At 54.5% G+C, this 16,363-nt stretch carries 20 protein-coding genes and 3 pseudogenes; 7 read left to right on the top strand and 16 right to left on the bottom strand.

Annotated features, from left to right (window positions below; genetic code table 11):
* From QZ280_RS03610 to QZ280_RS16210, 4 genes and pseudogenes are all read right to left on the bottom strand, one after another.
* The coding region (locus tag QZ280_RS03610) for a GTP-binding protein (RefSeq protein WP_293441179.1) at positions 1-467 on the bottom strand (467 nt) is incomplete at its 3' end.
* 65 nt (positions 468-532) lie between these two features.
* Positions 533-700: a hypothetical protein gene (locus tag QZ280_RS16200; RefSeq protein WP_365734155.1), complete on the bottom strand. Its 168-nt coding sequence runs from the start codon at positions 698-700 to the stop codon at positions 533-535.
* 48 nt (positions 701-748) lie between these two features.
* Positions 749-1,006, bottom strand: a pseudogene (locus QZ280_RS16205) (Hint domain-containing protein); the annotation flags it as partial.
* Positions 1,007-1,042: 36 nt separating this feature from the next.
* Positions 1,043-1,552 (bottom strand): hypothetical protein, encoded by a 510-nt coding sequence (locus QZ280_RS16210; RefSeq protein ID WP_365734157.1) that lies wholly within the window; start codon positions 1,550-1,552, stop codon positions 1,043-1,045.
* Between the two features lie 126 nt (positions 1,553-1,678).
* Here QZ280_RS16210 and QZ280_RS03620 point away from each other — a divergent pair, with 126 nt between their 5' ends.
* A complete protein-coding gene (locus QZ280_RS03620; protein ID WP_293441180.1) occupies positions 1,679-2,458 on the top strand; it encodes an SDR family oxidoreductase in 780 nt (259 codons plus the stop codon).
* On the opposite strand, the gene QZ280_RS03625 is transcribed toward QZ280_RS03620, so the two are convergent.
* Positions 2,455-2,913 carry a hypothetical protein gene (locus tag QZ280_RS03625; protein ID WP_293441182.1) on the bottom strand — a complete coding sequence of 153 codons (459 nt, stop codon included), beginning with the start codon at positions 2,911-2,913 and terminating at the stop codon, positions 2,455-2,457. The two genes, QZ280_RS03620 and QZ280_RS03625, sit on opposite strands and share 4 nt — an antisense overlap.
* 413 nt (positions 2,914-3,326) lie before the next feature.
* On the opposite strand from QZ280_RS03625, the pseudogene QZ280_RS03630 reads away from it, so the two are divergent.
* The 6 genes and pseudogenes from QZ280_RS03630 (at position 3,327) to QZ280_RS03655 (ending at position 8,103) form a co-directional block, all read left to right on the top strand.
* Positions 3,327-4,222 (top strand): annotated as a pseudogene (locus QZ280_RS03630) (hypothetical protein).
* A gap of 75 nt (positions 4,223-4,297) precedes the next feature.
* Positions 4,298-5,386, top strand: coding sequence for an ABC transporter ATP-binding protein (locus QZ280_RS03635; RefSeq protein ID WP_293441184.1), 1,089 nt, complete (start codon positions 4,298-4,300; stop codon positions 5,384-5,386).
* Positions 5,387-5,525: 139 nt separating this feature from the next.
* On the top strand, positions 5,526-5,738 hold the full coding sequence (locus QZ280_RS03640) for a twin-arginine translocase TatA/TatE family subunit (RefSeq protein ID WP_009827815.1): 213 nt from the start codon (positions 5,526-5,528) through the stop codon (positions 5,736-5,738).
* A gap of 6 nt (positions 5,739-5,744) precedes the next feature.
* Positions 5,745-6,317: a Sec-independent protein translocase protein TatB gene (gene tatB / locus QZ280_RS03645; protein WP_293441185.1), complete on the top strand. Its 573-nt coding sequence runs from the start codon at positions 5,745-5,747 to the stop codon at positions 6,315-6,317.
* Positions 6,314-7,270, top strand: a complete 957-nt coding sequence (locus QZ280_RS03650; protein ID WP_293441186.1) for a twin-arginine translocase subunit TatC — start codon at positions 6,314-6,316, stop codon at positions 7,268-7,270. The genes tatB and QZ280_RS03650 overlap by 4 nt, the downstream gene beginning before the upstream one ends.
* Positions 7,267-8,103, top strand: a complete 837-nt coding sequence (locus tag QZ280_RS03655) for an ATP-binding protein (protein ID WP_293441187.1) — start codon at positions 7,267-7,269, stop codon at positions 8,101-8,103. The genes QZ280_RS03650 and QZ280_RS03655 overlap by 4 nt, the downstream gene beginning before the upstream one ends.
* Positions 8,104-8,157: 54 nt before the next feature.
* Here QZ280_RS03655 and QZ280_RS03660 read toward each other — a convergent pair whose 3' ends face one another.
* From QZ280_RS03660 to QZ280_RS03710, 11 genes and pseudogenes are all read right to left on the bottom strand, one after another.
* A complete protein-coding gene (locus QZ280_RS03660; protein ID WP_293441188.1) occupies positions 8,158-9,330 on the bottom strand; it encodes a LysM peptidoglycan-binding domain-containing M23 family metallopeptidase in 1,173 nt (390 codons plus the stop codon).
* A gap of 65 nt (positions 9,331-9,395) precedes the next feature.
* On the bottom strand, positions 9,396-10,037 hold the full coding sequence (locus QZ280_RS03665; protein WP_293441189.1) for a protein-L-isoaspartate(D-aspartate) O-methyltransferase: 642 nt from the start codon (positions 10,035-10,037) through the stop codon (positions 9,396-9,398).
* Positions 10,034-10,816 (bottom strand): 5'/3'-nucleotidase SurE, encoded by a 783-nt coding sequence (surE, locus tag QZ280_RS03670; RefSeq protein ID WP_293441191.1) that lies wholly within the window; start codon positions 10,814-10,816, stop codon positions 10,034-10,036. Before surE ends, QZ280_RS03665 begins: the two co-directional genes overlap by 4 nt.
* Before the next feature lie 59 nt (positions 10,817-10,875).
* Complete coding sequence (locus tag QZ280_RS03675; RefSeq protein ID WP_293441193.1) at positions 10,876-11,520, bottom strand: SDR family NAD(P)-dependent oxidoreductase; 645 nt, start codon at positions 11,518-11,520, stop codon at positions 10,876-10,878.
* A gap of 51 nt (positions 11,521-11,571) precedes the next feature.
* Entirely contained in the window at positions 11,572-13,029 is a 1,458-nt protein-coding gene (gene purF, locus QZ280_RS03680) for an amidophosphoribosyltransferase (RefSeq protein WP_293441204.1), read from the bottom strand.
* A 105-nt stretch (positions 13,030-13,134) separates the two neighbouring features.
* On the bottom strand, positions 13,135-13,698 hold the full coding sequence (locus QZ280_RS03685; RefSeq protein WP_293441195.1) for a CvpA family protein: 564 nt from the start codon (positions 13,696-13,698) through the stop codon (positions 13,135-13,137).
* A gap of 33 nt (positions 13,699-13,731) precedes the next feature.
* Positions 13,732-15,099: a DNA repair protein RadA gene (radA, locus tag QZ280_RS03690; protein WP_293441197.1), complete on the bottom strand. Its 1,368-nt coding sequence runs from the start codon at positions 15,097-15,099 to the stop codon at positions 13,732-13,734.
* Between the two features lie 46 nt (positions 15,100-15,145).
* Positions 15,146-15,346 (bottom strand): hypothetical protein, encoded by a 201-nt coding sequence (locus QZ280_RS03695; RefSeq protein ID WP_293441199.1) that lies wholly within the window; start codon positions 15,344-15,346, stop codon positions 15,146-15,148.
* Positions 15,347-15,436: 90 nt separating this feature from the next.
* Positions 15,437-15,721, bottom strand: coding sequence for a hypothetical protein (locus QZ280_RS03700; RefSeq protein WP_293441201.1), 285 nt, complete (start codon positions 15,719-15,721; stop codon positions 15,437-15,439).
* A 12-nt stretch (positions 15,722-15,733) separates the two neighbouring features.
* On the bottom strand, positions 15,734-15,907 hold the full coding sequence (locus QZ280_RS03705; protein WP_293441203.1) for a hypothetical protein: 174 nt from the start codon (positions 15,905-15,907) through the stop codon (positions 15,734-15,736).
* A 102-nt stretch (positions 15,908-16,009) separates the two neighbouring features.
* Positions 16,010-16,309 (bottom strand): annotated as a pseudogene (locus QZ280_RS03710) (paraquat-inducible protein A); the annotation flags it as partial.
* Positions 16,310-16,363 lie beyond the last annotated feature (54 nt).

Here is a 16,363-nt window from a genome sequence, read left to right on the forward strand (position 1 = left end):
GTATCGCGGCTTTCACGGTCCATCTTGTTACAAAACGTCAGGATCGGCAGATCGCGCATGCGACACACTTCAAAAAGCTTTTGCGTCTGGCTTTCAACACCCTTCGCGCCGTCAATCACCATCACGGCGGCGTCCACAGCAGTAAGCGTGCGGTACGTGTCTTCGGAGAAGTCGGAGTGACCGGGCGTGTCCACCAGATTGTAGCGGAAGTGCTTGAAATCAAATGACATCGCGGATGCAGAGACCGAAATCCCGCGATCCTTTTCCATTTGCATAAAGTCCGATCGCGTACGCCGCGCTTCACCCTTCGCGCGCACTTGCCCCGCCATCTGAATCGCCCCGCCAAAGAGCAGGAATTTTTCAGTGAGCGTGGTCTTGCCCGCATCGGGATGCGAAATGATCGCAAACGTGCGACGTCGCGCGATTTCAGCAGGAAGAGCGGGGCGGTTTGTGACGGTGTCTAACATGAGGCTGCTATATGATTGAGCGGTGCGCTTGGCAACGGTGGCGCGAATTTTCTAGAAAATTCGGATCAGCGCTTAGACGCTTTGCGCAACTTATCCGCTGCATCCGGTCCCAACAGTTCAGACCCGACCTCGAATTCTTGATGCAGCCAGCCCGAACGGCCATTTAGCGTTTCGAGCACGTTTTCACTGACCGTATCCGTCAAAGCCGCGCGCGTGCGGGTGTCCACAAGCAAGGTTTCGGCAGCGATACCTTCGGCGTAGATGATCTGGTGTTGATCAAGCTAAATCTGAAAATAGTAAATTAAACCAACGTTTTGCTGGATAACCGTGTCACCGTTCACCAAGTGGCGGGCTTTCACCAGCACCTCTGAGCGGCCTGCGCCTAAAGCGTCGTGGTGCTGGTAAATGAACAGGTGGTGATCGGGGCTAAGCGTCAGATCTTTGGTGTTATTCAGCGTGCCCGCCTTAATTACAATCGGGGCGAAATCCCCGACCGCGCGCACTGTGTGTTGGCCGATCCAGCGGATTATTTGACCGCCATCATCGCGCGTCTAGACTTTGTCACCGATCTGAAGCTATTCAATCGGACGTCGCGCGCTGGAACTCATGGTGATGTTGGTGCCGCGCGAGAACGATACGCAGGCGACTTGCGCCAATTTACGGGCCGCATTGTCCACATCAACGCCGACCAAACGATAGTGACCATTTGCAATCAGTGGGGCGAGGCGGACGACATGAATGTTCTCAACAAGATCCTCGGTGTCCAGTTCAACAAGCAGCAGTATTTCCAGGGTGGAACCGTCGCTGCTCATCACAGTGAAGCAACTATCCACGAAGACACTTGCGAAAGGTGTGCCTACTTCAGTATCTTCCACGATCGTGTAGGTGCCGTCGAGTTTGGCGAGCAAGGACCGGCGGCGGCGTTCGGCGAGATTGTTAAGTTCGTAGACATCATCAAGCATCACTTCGGCGGCAAAGCTCAGTATGTCATCGATATTAGCACCGTCAATAACGAGAAACTCTTCTTCGCGATACACAGGGATGCTCTGCGCGAGGGCACTGCCGGAGTTGCTACTTGCATTCATTCGAAACACTCGTCTAACTAAACATTGCGCCGTTGTCTTTTTATGAAAATGCGGCAGGTTACAGACTTAACTACGGCCATAGCGGGCAAAACAGCCGCAAAACGCGCCTAAATGATAGGAAACGACATGGATCTTGGAATAAAAGGCCGACGTGCAGTTGTCTGTGCGTCAAGCAAGGGCTTGGGGCGCGGCTGCGCGGAGGCATTAGCTGCGGCAGGGTGTGACCTTGTTTTGAATGCGCGCGGCGCAGAGGCGCTTGAGCAAACAGCAGCAGATATTCGTGCGAAATACGGCGTGAACGTCGAGGCAGTTGCCGCAGATATTACGACCGAAGAGGGTCGCGCGGAGGTTCTGAAAGCCGCAGGCGAGGTCGATATTCTAGTAAATAACGCAGGTGGTCCCCCCCCCGGCATGTGGTCCGATTGGGAGCGCGACGATTTCATCAAAGCGCTTGACGCGAATATGCTGGCACCCATTGCGATGATCAAAGCGCTTGTGCCTGCGATGATGGATCGCGGCTGGGGTCGTGTGGTGAACATCACATCGCAGTCCGTGAAGGCGCCAATTGGCGTGCTTGGACTGTCCAATTCCGCGCGTGCAGGATTGACGGGATATGTTGCTGGCACATCGCGCCAAGTTGCGGGATCTGGGGTGAATATCAATAACCTGCTACCGGGTATCCACGCGACGGATCGTGCCGTTTCGCTTGATGGCGGTGTCGCAAAGGCGCAGGGCATTACATCTGAAGAGGCGAAAGTGAACCGCTGCAAAACTATTCCGGCCGGGCGCTATGGCACTGCGGATGAGTTCGGTGCGACCTGCGCCTTCTTGTGCTCAACCCAATCGGCATTCATCGTTGGGCAGAACATTTTGCATGACGGCGGCGGTGTAAACGCGACCTTCTAACGCTCTACCAAAAAGCCGCCTACAAAGGCGGTAGCGTCGTCGGCCCCGTGAAACACGCCGACGGCGCTTCTCGCGCCGACCTGACCCGTCAGCGCTGCGGCTCGCTTGTTGAAAAACGCCGACCCAGTGACCATTTCGCCGCTGAACTTGCCATCAATGGCCAAGACATCGCCTGTTCCTTGCAGTGTACCGAATGTGAAATCTGCGCGTAGCGTGATGCGGCCGCGTGTGGTTTGCACGCCACCGTATTCGCGGTTTACCCCGTCAGATTTACCCACTTCATGTATTTCGTAAGGGCCGCTCATCGCGGCAAACCCTGTGGGTGGCAAGGCCCCAAGGTCGGTCGCTTCGAGGATGCCTGCGACTGCGCTAAACGCGGTGCCTTCGCGACCAAGTTCAAAGGCATATCCGTTGCCCGCATCGTCCTGAAACCCGCCTTTGAAGATTGTCCTCAATGAAGCGTCGAAGGTGCCATCTGCTTTTGGAGTGCCAAAAATCAGAAGTTAGCGTCGTGTTGGCCTCAAATTCGGTAAGCTGTTCTTCAGTCGGTGTGGCACCGAAATCGGTTTGTTCTGTTTCATCTTCGGCGTTGTCGCAACTTGCCAGCGCAAGACAGAGAAAGAATAGAGATAACGCACGGTGTGAGAAAATAAAGCGTGGCATTCACGAGAGGGACCCTTTGAAAAGCGGAGGCTTTACCCATTGCATGACCAAGGTTACTGCAAGGTTAATGCTCTCAAAATCGTAGGTCAGATCATGAAAGCCTGCGGCCATGGCTCACATTTTTGTCAGTGCTGCAGATAGGCCATGTTCAGCGATAATCGCATCTTTCCGCAGGATCGCAACAATCTACCGATAGGACTTTGACATGACAGCTAGCTTTGTTGTTGCGATTTTCGCGGTTATTATCCTCGCGAGCCTTCTTCCGCACCGCGTCGTGTGGCCGTTGACGGCTTCTTTGGCGGGCAGTCCTACACAGGACAGGCACCGAAACTGCTGACCCTCGTTTTAAGCCAAGTCACCACATGGATCTTTGCAAGGTCCCTGATGAACGCGGCGATCTTGGGATATTTCTACGGGATGGCTGGAACGCTGGCATACGCGGCCTACTACGGAACATTTTTGTCGAGTGGATTTTTCGTGGCGCGCTTGCGAGCGAGAGGGCTGGATCGGTGCAAGACTGGTTTGGCTCGCGTTTCGGACGGGTCGGCACGGGTTGCTACAATCTGGTGATTGCGCTGCGGTTACTGTCCGAAGTCTCTGCCAATCTCATTGTTGTCGGCTTGATCTTTTCTGCTGTTCTGCCCGAAATTGCGCTCGCGAAAGAACTCTCATCGGGCTGGTGGCGCTGCTCGGACTTGCGTATTCCGCATGGGGCAGCTTGAGCGCGGCGTTGCGCACGAATGTGCTGCAAATGGTGGTTTTCGTTGTGCTCTTCACAATTTCATTCATGGCAATGCCACTTTGTTTGATACGGTCGCGGTTAGCGGAATGGCCTCGATGTTCCTCACACCTGTTCTGATTGTGGGCTTGGTCATGTGCTGCGCAGTCGCGCTTTGGTCCTATCTGGTTGCCTTTGGTGCAGCGCTTATCGGCGCGACCCTATACTTTGCACGTGCTGCGGATTGGGCAGCGGGGATCCTGCCAGAGGGGCACAAATATGAACAACTATTGGCGATCTGTATCGTAGTCCTCATCGTCGGATTTGTTGCGGTGTTCGTAGGTGCGCGACGACCCGCAGAAGAGGTTGAACCAGCGAAGTGAGGCTGCTAGGAAAAGCCATTCTTGATAAAATCCATCAAGTTTGCTGACTTCGGCTTTCAAACGTAGGATCCACCCATGCAGGCCATACCGGCGCGCCTCGAGATCAAACGCCTCACGCGCCAATTTAATGGGGCGTGCGTTGTTGATGACGTCAGCCTTAGCATCCAAGCGGGGCAGGTGACCTGCCTTTTGGGGCCCTCTGGCTGTGGCAAATCTACGACCTTGCGGATGATTGCTGGGGTGGATCGGCAGGACAGCGGCGAGATCTGGGTTGATGGCACGCTTGTGTGCGACGGCAGCTTCAGTATGCCCGCCGAGCAACGGGGCATTGGCTTGATGTTTCAGGATTTCGCGCTTTTCCCCCATATGAGCGTGGCGGATAACGTCGCCTTCGGTTTGTCCGGTCCACGCGCAGAAAAACGTCTTCGTGTTGAGGAATTGCTTAATAAAGTTGGCCTGATGCGTCTGATCGATGCTTATCCGCATCAATTGTCAGGAGGGGAGCAGCAACGAGTCGCGCTTGCACGCGCTCTAGCACCACGCCCGAAAATTATGCTGATGGACGAGCCATTTTCCGGCCTCGACAATCGGTTGCGAGATGGGATTCGCGATGAAACACTGACCTTGCTCAAGGACGAGGGGACAGCGGTTCTCTTGGTGACACATGAGCCTGAAGAAGCGATGCGCATGGCCGATGAAATTGCGTTGATGCGTGCTGGCAATATTGTGCAACGCGGTGCGCCTTACAATATTTATAATTCCCCAGCGGATCTTGAAGCGGTAGGATTTTTTAGTGATATCAACGTGATCCAAAGTTCCGCAAATGGGGCCTTGGCAGATACGCCGTTCGGTCAGTTCCTTGCGCCGGGCGTGCCGGATGGGGCGGATGTTGACATCGTTTTTCGCCCGCAACATGTGAAGATCGATTTCGATCGTGGTGGCAAAGGGCCTTTGCCGACGGTCAGTGATGGCGTCGCAGCGCATGCCATCGTGCAGCGTGCACGCTTTATCGGCTCGCAAAGCCTTGTGGAATTTATCATGGATGACGGCGAAACAGTGATCCATGCAACTGTGCCCAACGTGTTCTTGCCAAAAGCTGGCACGCCGCTCTGGCTCACAATCCGACGTGACCGCTGCTTTATTTTTCAGTCAAAATCAAAATAACACAGCTGTTTTTCACAAGTATCGGCGCTTTTACGCAGCAAATGCGCGTTTCTCCCTTTTAACACAGCCGACAAGACAATAGATACATCTAGAACATGGACGCAGCGCTGCGTTTATAGCAAGATTTAGGGAGACACTCATGCTTAACAATATCGGCCTTCCTGGCCTTCTTTTGATCGCCGTTGTGGTCCTCGTGCTGTTTGGCCGTGGCAAAATCAGCTCACTCATGGGCGAAGTAGGCAAGGGCATTACTTCCTTCAAAAAAGGTGTCAACGAAGGCACAGCGGAGCTGGAAGAAGACGCGGCTGAGGTCGCGAAAGACGTGACTCCTAGCGAGACAGACAAGGTCTAATCGACAATGTTTGATTTGGGCATGACGGAGCTTTTGGTGATCGGCGTTGTCGCGTTGATCGTCATTGGGCCTAAGGATTTGCCGATGCTGTTTCGCAAGGTCGGGCAGTATGTGGGTAAAGCCAAAGGCATGGCGCGCGAATTTTCTCGCGCGATGGATCAAGCTGCTGACGACAGCGGCATGAAGGAAGCGACGTCAAGTTTCAAAGATATGACCAGCGCCAAGAATATGGGGCTGGACGATATCAATGACGCCACGAAAGAATTTAAAAAGTGGGACATTGATAGCGAAACCGGCAAGCTTGCGGAAGAGCGTGCGGCAAACGCCAAGAAGATCCACGAATTGACTGCCAAACGCGCCGAAGAACGCCTTGCTGCACAAGCAAAGCGTGCTGAGGATGCCAAGTCGGAAGAAGCCGCGCCAAAGAAAGCTGCAAAGAAACCAACGGCGAAAAAACCATCTGCTGCGAAGAAAATTGCGACTCCAAAAGCTACGCCCAAGAAAACTGCTCCAAAAACAGCGGCGAAAAAGCCAGCCGCTAAAAAGACCGCACCCAAAGCGGCGAAGGACACTGCATGAGCAACACGGACGAGGTCGAAGACAGCTCCGCCCCCTTGATTGAACATCTGGCAGAGCTTCGCACACGGCTGATCCGCGCTGTGGGCGCATTCGTCGTGGGTATCGTTCTGGCGTTCATCATGGCAGAACCGATCCTCGAATTCCTGCTGGCCCCGATTGAAAACACTCTACGCGGTTTGGGCGATCCGAACCCGACCCTGCAATACACATCTCCGCAAGAGTATCTGTTTACGCTGTTCCGTATCTCGATGGTCTTCGGCTTTATTCTCGCCTTTCCGGTCATCGCGTTCCAGCTTTGGCGCTTCGTCGCGCCGGGCCTCTACCGCAAGGAGCAAAATGCGTTTTTACCATTTTTGATCGCATCCCCGGTGATGTTCCTGTTGGGCGCGTCTTTCGCGCAATTCGTTGTGACGCCCTTGGCTATGAATTTCTTCTTGGGCTTTGCGGACATCAGTTCGATCTTTACCGGCCTATTGATGAGCGTCGGTGGCAATATCCCTGCAGGCGAAGCACTTCCCCCCACAGGTGGCTTGTTCGTCGAGCCGCCTGTTGATAGCGACGGTGTTCGCATTACTTTTTTTGGTAAAGTGAACGAAAGCCTTGATATCACGTTGAAATTTATCATCGCGTTCGGGATGTGTTTCCAGCTTCCTGTGCTTTTGACCTTGATGGGCAAAGCGGGTCTGGTCAGCTCTGAAGGTCTCGGCGCGGTGCGCAAATACGCGATGGTTGGTATCTTGCTGCTCGCAGCGCTCGTGACGCCACCAGATGTCATCACCCAGTTGATTCTGTTCACTGTGGTTTATGGTCTTTATGAAATTTCGATTTTCCTTGTGCGCTATGTCGAAAGCAAACGCGAAGAAAAGCTGCGCGAAGAAGGCTATTACGACGATGACGAGGAAGAGTTTGACGATCCTCTTGTGAAAGAGTTCGACGAAGAGGCCGATAAGTGATCGACCCTTTAGATCGTATCGCAGAAGCGCTGGAGCGTCTGGCACCAGCACCTTTGGCGGCCCCCGACTTTTCTGCTACGCACGCTTTTGTGTGGCAAACGGGACCGGATGCACTGGTCCCTGTGGCAGAAGTGAACAGGGTACCGCTTGAGTTGTTGGTTGGCATCAGGCGTGCCCGCGCTACGTTGCTGGCCAACACACGGCAGTTTGCAAATGGATATCCGGCAAACAACGCTTTGCTTTGGGGCGCGCGGGGGATGGGCAAATCGTCCTTGGTGAAGGCCGTGCACGCACAGATTCTCGAGGATGGTCAAAACCTGAAAATCGTTGAATTGCAGCGCGAAGATTTGCCAAGCGTGGGCCGTTTGCTCGCCCTTTTGCGAGATGTGCCTGAGCGCTTCGTGCTCTACTGCGATGATCTGTCGTTTAGCCATGATGATCAGCATTATAAGTCGCTGAAAGCGGTGCTTGACGGTGGGATCGAGGGGCGGCCGGAGAATGTCTTGCTCTATGCGACATCCAACAGACGTCATTTGATGCCGCGCGATATGATTGAGAACGAGCAATCCAGCGGGATCAACCCCGGTGAAGCGGTTGAAGAAAAAGTGTCGCTCTCGGATCGCTTTGGTTTGTGGCTGGGCTTTCATCCTTGCGATCAAGATACGTATTTGGCGATGATCGATGGCTATTGTGAAAACGCGGGCCTCAAGATCGATCCTGCGCAATTGCGCGCGGAAGCGATTGAATGGCAAGCCACGCGCGGATCGCGCTCAGGGCGCGTAGCGTGGCAGTTCTTCTGTGATCTCGCTGGTCGACACAATCACAGCTTTTGAGAGCACAAATTTTCTAGAAAATTTAGATACTCTGATTTTCGTAGAAAACTGCTCTTATTGCAAATAGGGCAGTGGATCGACGCTATCAAAACCTTCACGCACTTCAAAATGCAAGAAATCAGAGCTGCCAGATCGCACACTCGCCAATTGCTGGCCACGCGAAACTGTGTCGCCCTTTTTCACTTTCAAACCATCGACATTGGCATAAACCGTTAGCAAATTATTTGAGTGTTTCACGACGATAATCGGTAGATTGTTCGTGTTTTCGGTGATCGCTGCAACTGTGCCTGCGGCGGCGGCATTAACAGATGTGCCTGCGCTTGCGCCAATGCCGATGCCGTCGTTCTTGCCCTTCGCATATTCACGAATGATCGGGCCTTGCACTGGGAAGGCCATGCGCCCTTGGCTTGCATTTTTCGTTGGCTTGGCGAGAACTGGTGCTGTTGAGGCTGCAACTGGAGATGCGGCCGCTTCTGTTTTCTCTTCAGGCAGGGGTGTCATGGCAGAAGGCGGCGTCGGCGTAGGGGAGCCGGCACCGGGATTTGTAGTCGCCGCCAAAGGTGTATCTGGGTCGGCCTGTTGATCTTGCGCAACTGGGATCAAGAGGAACTGACCTTCGCGCACAGCGAGATCTTTGCCAAGCCCGTTCCAATCCGCGAGCGAACGCACGGACACATTGTAAAGCCGTGCTATTGTAAAGGCGGTTTCGCCGCGCGCAACTTGATGGCGCATAGGCTCTGCTTCTGTTGGCTTTGCCGCAGGCAGCGCCGTGGCGCTAACGGGTGTGCTGTCGATCGCGCCCTGTGCCAATGCTGTGATATCAACAGTGCTTGGCGCTGTGGCAACGCCCGTTTGTGGGCCACCGGGTAGGGTTGAGACTGGCTTGCGCACAGCTAGCACTTCGTCTTTGCGCAGCGCGGTTTCCGGGGACAGACCGTTGTATCGGGCAAGGTCAGTTGCATCAGTGCCAATCCGCGCAGCAACGCTACTCACTGTGTCGCCACGCTGAGCGACGGCGATTTGGTAATTGGGATAGGTGATGACACCGCGTTCATCAGGGCGTGGGCGATCTTGGGTCGCATTGATAGCCGCTATCGTGGTGTCGAATTTGTTGCCTGTAGAGCCGCGCAGATCCAGATCAAACCCGTCTGCACAAGCACTTAGAGTTAAAAGGGCGGTGCCGTACATAACGTCGCGCAAAGGTGATTTTCTTGCAAAAATCGTCATCTCGATATCCTCAATCGCGCGGTGTTGATCACTGCGTCTTGGAAATTTGAGATCTTATAACAGATTTATCCGTCGCGTCCCAGTCCTTCTATAAGCGGGACAAAGCGCACGGGACGCAACTCATCATATTCAAAGCCGCGCTCATGACGGCTGACACGGATCAAACTTTGTACTGCATCCGATTGCCCCACAGGCACTACCATAATGCCACCCACTTTGAGCTGCGCAAGCAAAGGGCCGGGAGGATCTTCGGCAGCGGCCGTGACCAGAATGCGGTCAAAGGGCGCTTGATCGGGCAGACCGTGACTGCCGTCCGCGGTGAAGGCGGTAATATTGGTGAGACCCAACGCGTCAAAAACTTCGCGTGCCTCATTTACGAGGCGCTTGTGGCGATCAACCGTATAGACGCGGCGCGCGACATGGCTAAGAACCGCAGCTTGATAGCCGGAGCCTGTTCCGACCTCCAACACAGTATCGCGCGGCCCGGCTTTCAAGGCTTGCGTCATCAGACCCACTACAGAGGGTTGGCTGATCGTTTGCCCGCATGGGATCGGTAGAGGCATGTCCTCATAGGCGCGCTCGGAAAATAGGCCACGAATGAAGGCCGCTCGATCCACTTTTTCCATAGCCGTCAAGACACTGGCATCGGTCACGCCTTTGGAGCGCAGTGCAAAGAGGAACTGCATCAATGTGGACGCATCAGTCATAGGTTTGCAGCGAAGCTTTCAAGTGCGTCATGCGCTGTGAGATCTGCGCGCATTGGAGTAACAGAAATGTAGCCGTCCAAGTTCACGGCGGCATCTGTTCCATCGCTGGGACGCACACGCTGATCGCCACCTTTAATCCATAAAAAACGCCGGTTTGATGGGGACATATGGGGTTCAACCCCGAAGTAAACATCAGGACGCCGGCCTTGACGGGTGACTTGCACGCCTTTCACATCGGTTGCGGGCACAGGAGGGAAATTTACGTTGAATAATAGACGGTAATCGCCTTGATCGTCGGGAATTTGCGCCAATATGCGGCGCACAACATCCGCGCCATGTACGGCTGAGGCCTGAAACGGATCATTAATATCTGCGTTATGCACACCGTAATATTGTGACAATGCGATGGAGGTCACGCCCTGCAACGCGCCCTCAATCGCTGCACCGATTGTGCCGGAATAGAGTGTATTTTCCGCTGAATTATTGCCACGATTGACGCCGGACAAGATCAAATCGGGGCGCGCATCTTTCATCACATCATGCAAGCCCACAAGCACACAGTCAGCGGGCGATCCTTCGGTGGCATACCGACGCTCGCCCATTTTGGAGACCATCATCGGATGCGTGTAGCTAATGCAATGCCCGACGCCGGATTGCTCGAACGCTGGGGCGACGACCCAGACTTCGCCATCTTTGCCCGCAAGCTCGTTTGCGATGCTTTCAAGGGTTTTCAAGCCCGGTGCATTGATCCCGTCGTCATTGGTGATGAGTATACGCATATCAGCCCCTTTGCCCACTTGCCTGATCCTTAGTGGAGGGGCGTGGATGCGTAAAGGCTTTAGGCGTTTATCACGCGTGCAAGCAACTCTGCGGCCACATCACGGGGATGCGCAAGCGCGCTGCGATCTTCGCCAGGATGGAAACGCGACCGCGTGGCTGTAGACATGGCGGGGGGCGTTTCGATCAAAACCCGTGGGCCAGTTGTCTCGGTTTCGCGCGCCCAAGCCTTCGCCAAAGACATTTGCGCTGCCTTCGAGGCGGCATAACTGCCATGAAATTTCTCGCCAATGGTCTGATCGTCAAATAAAACGGCGGTACCGGTCTCTCCCAAAAGCGGGGAAACATAAGGAATGAGCAACCCCATAGAGGTCGCATTGATGGCAATGGATTTCGCCCAGTCTTTCGCATCAATATGCGCCGCTGGTGTCAAAGGAGCCGCGTGAACGGCGGTGTGCAACCAAAGATCAATGCTACCCCAGCGATCATAGATCGAGCGGCAAAGCTGTGCCATCGCACCCTCATTGGTGATGTCCATGGGGGCGAGGGTGGCTTGGCCACCACTAGCTTGGATTTTGTCATCGAGATCTTCGAGCGCACCTGTTGTGCGCGCGACAGCAACCACGTGGTGGGTCTTAGCCAGCGCTTCTGCCAGTGCAAATCCAAGGCCGCGAGATGCGCCAGTGACCAGTGCTATTTTGCTCATGTGGGTGCCTCCGGCGGGGATATTTTTAGAAGAGGAAAAGGGTTTATGGGATTATTCGGCCGCTTTCAGCTCGAATCCTTTGGTGATTTGATCTGAGGGTGTCACAGGGTATTCGCCCGAGAAACACGCATCGCAGTATTGCGGACATTTCGCGTTGCGCCCTTTTGCTTCACCCACCGCGCGGTAGAGACCGTCGAGCGAGATAAATTTCAAACTGTCCACTGTGAGATGCTGACGCATTTCCTCGGGACTCATGGTCGCCGCCAACAGTTTGTCGCGCTGCGGTGTGTCCACGCCATAAAAGCAGGGCCATGCTGTGGGTGGAGAGGCGATGCGGAAATGTACCTCTGCAGCACCTGCGTCAAGAATCATTTCTTTGATCTTGCGCGATGTCGTGCCGCGTACAACGCTATCGTCCACCAAAATGACCCGTTTGCCTTTGATCAACGCGCGGTTCACGTTGAGTTTCAGGCGCACTCCCATGTTACGGATCTGTTCTGTCGGTTCGATAAACGTGCGGCCCATGTACTGGTTGCGAATGATGCCCATCGCGTAGGGAATGCCGCTTTGCTGACTGAAGCCGATTGCTGCAGGCGTGCCGCTGTCTGGCACAGGACAGACAATATCTGCCTCTACGGGGCTTTCTTTCGCCAGTTCCACGCCGATTTGACGGCGAGTTTCATAGACGGATTGCCCATCAATTATGCTGTCAGGGCGCGAGAAATAGACGTGTTCAAAAATGCAGAATCGCGAATTTTGGCGGCGGAACGGGAAGTGGCTTTCGACCCCATTCTTAGCGGTGATCACGACCATCTCACCAGGTTCGATAGAGCGGACATACTCAGCGCCGATGATATCAAGCCCACAGGTTTCAGAACTGAGAACCCAACCGTCACCCTCAAGTTTGCCCAGGACCAGAGGCCGCACGCCCAATGGATCACGCACACCGATAAGTTTCGTACGTGTCATGGCGACGATGGAAAACGCGCCCTCCACTCGGCGCAGCGCGTCTTCCATGCGTTCGGGAATATTGCGCTGCATAGAGCGGGCCATCAGGTGGATGATACACTCGGAATCAGAGGAGCTTTGAAAGATTGAACCGCGCTCGATCAACTCTTTGCGCAGAGCATCTGCGTTGGTAATATTGCCGTTATGGGCAATCGCCGCACCGCCCATGGAGAACTCGCCAAAGAAGGGTTGTACATCTCGGATCACCGCACCTTTAGAGCCAGCCGTGGAGTAGCGCACATGCCCAATCGCGAGAGGGCCGGGGAGCGTTTCCATCAAGGAAGCTTTGGTGAAATTATCGCGCACATAGCCAAAGCGACGCGCTGAGTTGAACCCTTGTTCAGGATCATGGCTGACAATTCCGCCTGCTTCTTGACCGCGATGTTGCAAGGCATGCAGGCCGAGCGCGACAAAGTTGGCAGCATCTGTGACACCGACAACGCCAAACACGCCGCACTCCTCCTTCAGTTTATCATCATCAAAAGGTTGGGCAGGCGGCATAATATGGGACAAGGCGAGCAGCTCCGTATCCGAGGTCATAGCAATTGCGAGCTTCATAGACCGAACCGCTGTACGAGTCACCCGCTCATCACGGGTAACTTTGAGTTATTCTGTAGGCGTTCCGCAGGTGCCGACAAGTTGTTCGTACTGGGTCGTGATCCAGCCGAGTGCTTGCTCTGGGTTGCGGTCTTCAATCTGGCCGGTCATGCGCGCGAAAATTTTCGCAGAGCGGCTTTCATCGACCATGGTGATATCTTGCTGGGTGATCACTGTCTCATAAACGAAGAAAGCGACCGCGACCAACAGGATGCCGCGCAACACGCCGAACAAAAAGCCAAAGCCCTGATCAAGCCCGCCGAGAGCAGAGCGTTGTACGATCGATGAAAACAAGGGCGTAAAGAGCGAGGTCACAATCAGTGCGATTGCAAACACAACCGCGAAGGCCGCGATGATTGCCAATTCGCAGCTGTCTGCCAGGAATTCACCAATGACAGGAATTTCTTTGACCAAAGGTTCGACCTGTGGCGCGAACATGAACGCCAGGATCGCCGCGGCGAACCAGCCAGCGATCGCCAGAGCTTCGCGCACGAAGCCGCGTGAATAGGCCAGCAAAGCGGAGAGCACGATGGTAACCGCAACCACACCGTCAATAATCGTAAAACCTTCCATAGGTCCGCTCGCTTTCTTGCCTTATGTCGCGCGTTAGCCCGCGCCGAATACATCACCGACAAAGGCCGTCAGATCGCTCATTTGATTGAGCGTAATTCCCTTGACGTTCACACCTTTACCACCCGCCGGAGCAAGTGCGCCTGTAAAACCAAGTTTTTGCGCTTCCTTCAACCTATTTTCGGTCTGTGGCGCGGGTCTCAGCGCACCAGAGAGGCTGATTTCGCCGAATACCACAGTTTCTGCTGGTAAAGCGTCGTCTTCACGCGCGCTTAAAAGTGCAGCAGCGACCGCGAGGTCGGCGGCTGGTTCGGTGATCTTCATACCACCCGCCACGTTGAGATAGACATCAAGGCCCGTGAACGGAATGCCCACGCGCGCTTCGAGCACGGCGAGAATCATCGCAAGGCGTCCACCATCCCAACCGACAACTGTGCGGCGGGGTTGGGAATGCGGGGATGGCGCGACGAGCGCTTGCAACTCAACCAGGACGGGACGCGTGCCTTCCACGCCCGCAAAGACAACCGATCCCGGCGAAGGCGTGCCGCGTTCGCTGAGGAATAAGGCGGACGGGTTTGTGACTTGCGCCAGACCTGAGCCGGTCATTTCAAACACGCCGATTTCGTCTGACGGACCAAAGCGGTTTTTCACAGCGCGCAAGATGCGGAATTGATGACCGCGCTCTCCCTCGAAATAGAGCACTGTGTCCACCATATGCTCAACCACACGCGGCCCTGCAATTTGGCCGTCTTTGGTGACATGCCCCACAAGGATCACGGCCATTCCTTGGCGTTTCGCGAAACTGGTCAATTCATGTGCGGCGGCGCGGACTTGGGCAACGCTGCCAGGTGCACTGCCGACGGAATCAGACCAAATGGTTTGTATGGAATCGATTATAGCCAGCTGGGGCTTTTCAATTTCGAGCGTCGTAAGAATGTCGCGCAGATTTGTTTCTGCGGCCAATTTTACAGGCGCGTCCTTGAGCCCAAGACGTTGCGCCCGCATACGGACCTGCGCGCTGGCTTCTTCGCCGCTGACATAAATGGTTTTCAGTCCCGATTTGGCGAACTCCGCAGCGGCTTGTAACAGCAACGTTGATTTACCAATGCCGGGATCGCCGCCCACAAGCGTGGCAGAGGCAGGAACAAGGCCGCCCCCCAAGACGCGGTCCAATTCATTCAGGCCAGAGTTGGTGCGCGGGGGCGGTGCCTCTTCTGTGCTGAGATTGGTGAGCTGCACGGCACGACCGCGGACAGTGCCGAGGCCCGCTTTGGCGGGGCCTGAACTGCTCAGACCTGCGTCTTCTGCAATGGAATTCCATGCGCCACAGGCTTCGCAACGCCCCGACCATTTGGAGGTGATGTTGCCACAGTCATTGCACGAGAAGGAAGGTTTTTTAGCCATGTGCCCTTGTGACGAAACTGTGCAGTGTCGTCAAACCAAACTCGCGCTAATCTGAGGCGTGGGGCAGCGCGATGACCGTATCTTCAGGTGTTTGCGCCGCGACTTCTATCCCCAGTGCAGGCAGGACGTCGGGCAGATCATCGACCAAACGATCAATCTCGGCGCGCGCGACGCTCTTGTCCATTTCGACCTGGCCTAGCCAACCTTTCAGCTCGGTCGAGACGAGCTTGCCTTCTCCCAGACGCAAGTTGAATTCGCCGATTTCGTGCTGGTGCTCTTTCAAAACAGTACGCGCGAGTTCGATTTTGCGATCGGAATAGATCGCGACAAGCTCGGTTTAAATATGGTTCATCTCTGAGGCCACTTCCAACATTGTGGATTCTAGCTGACCCAGATCAGGATGATCGCGTAGAAAGCCCAATCGCTCGCGCACAGCATTAAATTCGGTCGACAGTTTGAACGTGCTGGAGCGATCCTCTGCATGTGCAATCGCATATGCTTTAGCGACGTCTTCCATACCAATCTGGAAGGAGCGGTGTGATGTCTCAAGCTTGGTGATGTGCTGATGCGAGGGCAGGAAAAAACACAAACCGACAAGCAAGATACTGATGGCAGATAGCACCAGAATACCCGCTCAAGGGTAGATCGTTTCGCGAAAGATGATAGACCAATATAGCCATTCCGCGTAGGCAAAAGCGCAAGTGATGGTGTAAACGGCGGCGCTCGCAGCTAGCGCGATAAGGAAGAATAACGTCAGGCGTTGCATGAGCCATGACGCAATATGCCAAACATTGGCAAAAGCAGACATACGTAAACCCCCCAAAGGCTATAGGCAGATTATAGCTGACAGATCGCTTGCTCTTAGGGGGAATGATGCGCAAGTGCGCTCAAAACTTAAATTTGCCTCTATTCAGACACGGTATTCGGGATCGGTTTTGGACAATAGACCTAAAAACAACTGGATTAAGATACATCCGGTAAACAAATACAATCCCCAGGCGGTCTCGATTCGGCCGACGCCGATTCTTTTTGCGACGGTGATATAGGCCGCAATTAGGGAAATATCTGCCATGGCGAGCTTGCTGAGCAGACTGAGCGCTGGTTTGATCCGCGCGCTGAGCAACCTGAAATGCAAAAGCGCGAGGCCAAGAGTTTTCACATAAGGCGCAAATAGCGCGAAAAAGGTGACCAAAAGCGCTGGGTTCAGATCTCATGCCTAGAATATGACGGTTGCTGCGAGGGCTATTGCGGAGAGGAATACAGT

It is taken from the genome of Planktotalea sp. (assembly GCF_018607995.1).
In the GTDB taxonomy this organism is placed as follows: domain Bacteria; phylum Pseudomonadota; class Alphaproteobacteria; order Rhodobacterales; family Rhodobacteraceae; genus Planktotalea.

What these genes read in the sequence shown, in the direction of transcription:
- QZ280_RS03660 (WP_293441188.1), bottom strand. Translation starts at nt 9,330, where the DNA reads ATGACGATTTTTGCAAGAAAATCACCTTTGCGCGACGTTATGTACGGC.
- tatB (WP_293441185.1), top strand. Translation starts at nt 5,745, where the DNA reads ATGTTTGATTTGGGCATGACGGAGCTTTTGGTGATCGGCGTTGTCGCG.
- QZ280_RS03650 (WP_293441186.1), top strand. Translation starts at nt 6,314, where the DNA reads ATGAGCAACACGGACGAGGTCGAAGACAGCTCCGCCCCCTTGATTGAA.
- QZ280_RS03640 (WP_009827815.1), top strand. Translation starts at nt 5,526, where the DNA reads ATGCTTAACAATATCGGCCTTCCTGGCCTTCTTTTGATCGCCGTTGTG.
- QZ280_RS03675 (WP_293441193.1), bottom strand. Translation starts at nt 11,520, where the DNA reads ATGAGCAAAATAGCACTGGTCACTGGCGCATCTCGCGGCCTTGGATTT.
- QZ280_RS03685 (WP_293441195.1), bottom strand. Translation starts at nt 13,698, where the DNA reads ATGGAAGGTTTTACGATTATTGACGGTGTGGTTGCGGTTACCATCGTG.
- QZ280_RS03635 (WP_293441184.1), top strand. Translation starts at nt 4,298, where the DNA reads ATGCAGGCCATACCGGCGCGCCTCGAGATCAAACGCCTCACGCGCCAA.
- purF (WP_293441204.1), bottom strand. Translation starts at nt 13,029, where the DNA reads ATGCCGCCTGCCCAACCTTTTGATGATGATAAACTGAAGGAGGAGTGC.
- radA (WP_293441197.1), bottom strand. Translation starts at nt 15,099, where the DNA reads ATGGCTAAAAAACCTTCCTTCTCGTGCAATGACTGTGGCAACATCACC.
- QZ280_RS03705 (WP_293441203.1), bottom strand. Translation starts at nt 15,907, where the DNA reads ATGTCTGCTTTTGCCAATGTTTGGCATATTGCGTCATGGCTCATGCAA.
- QZ280_RS03665 (WP_293441189.1), bottom strand. Translation starts at nt 10,037, where the DNA reads ATGACTGATGCGTCCACATTGATGCAGTTCCTCTTTGCACTGCGCTCC.
- QZ280_RS03620 (WP_293441180.1), top strand. Translation starts at nt 1,679, where the DNA reads ATGGATCTTGGAATAAAAGGCCGACGTGCAGTTGTCTGTGCGTCAAGC.
- surE (WP_293441191.1), bottom strand. Translation starts at nt 10,816, where the DNA reads ATGCGTATACTCATCACCAATGACGACGGGATCAATGCACCGGGCTTG.
- QZ280_RS16210 (WP_365734157.1), bottom strand. Translation starts at nt 1,552, where the DNA reads ATGAATGCAAGTAGCAACTCCGGCAGTGCCCTCGCGCAGAGCATCCCT.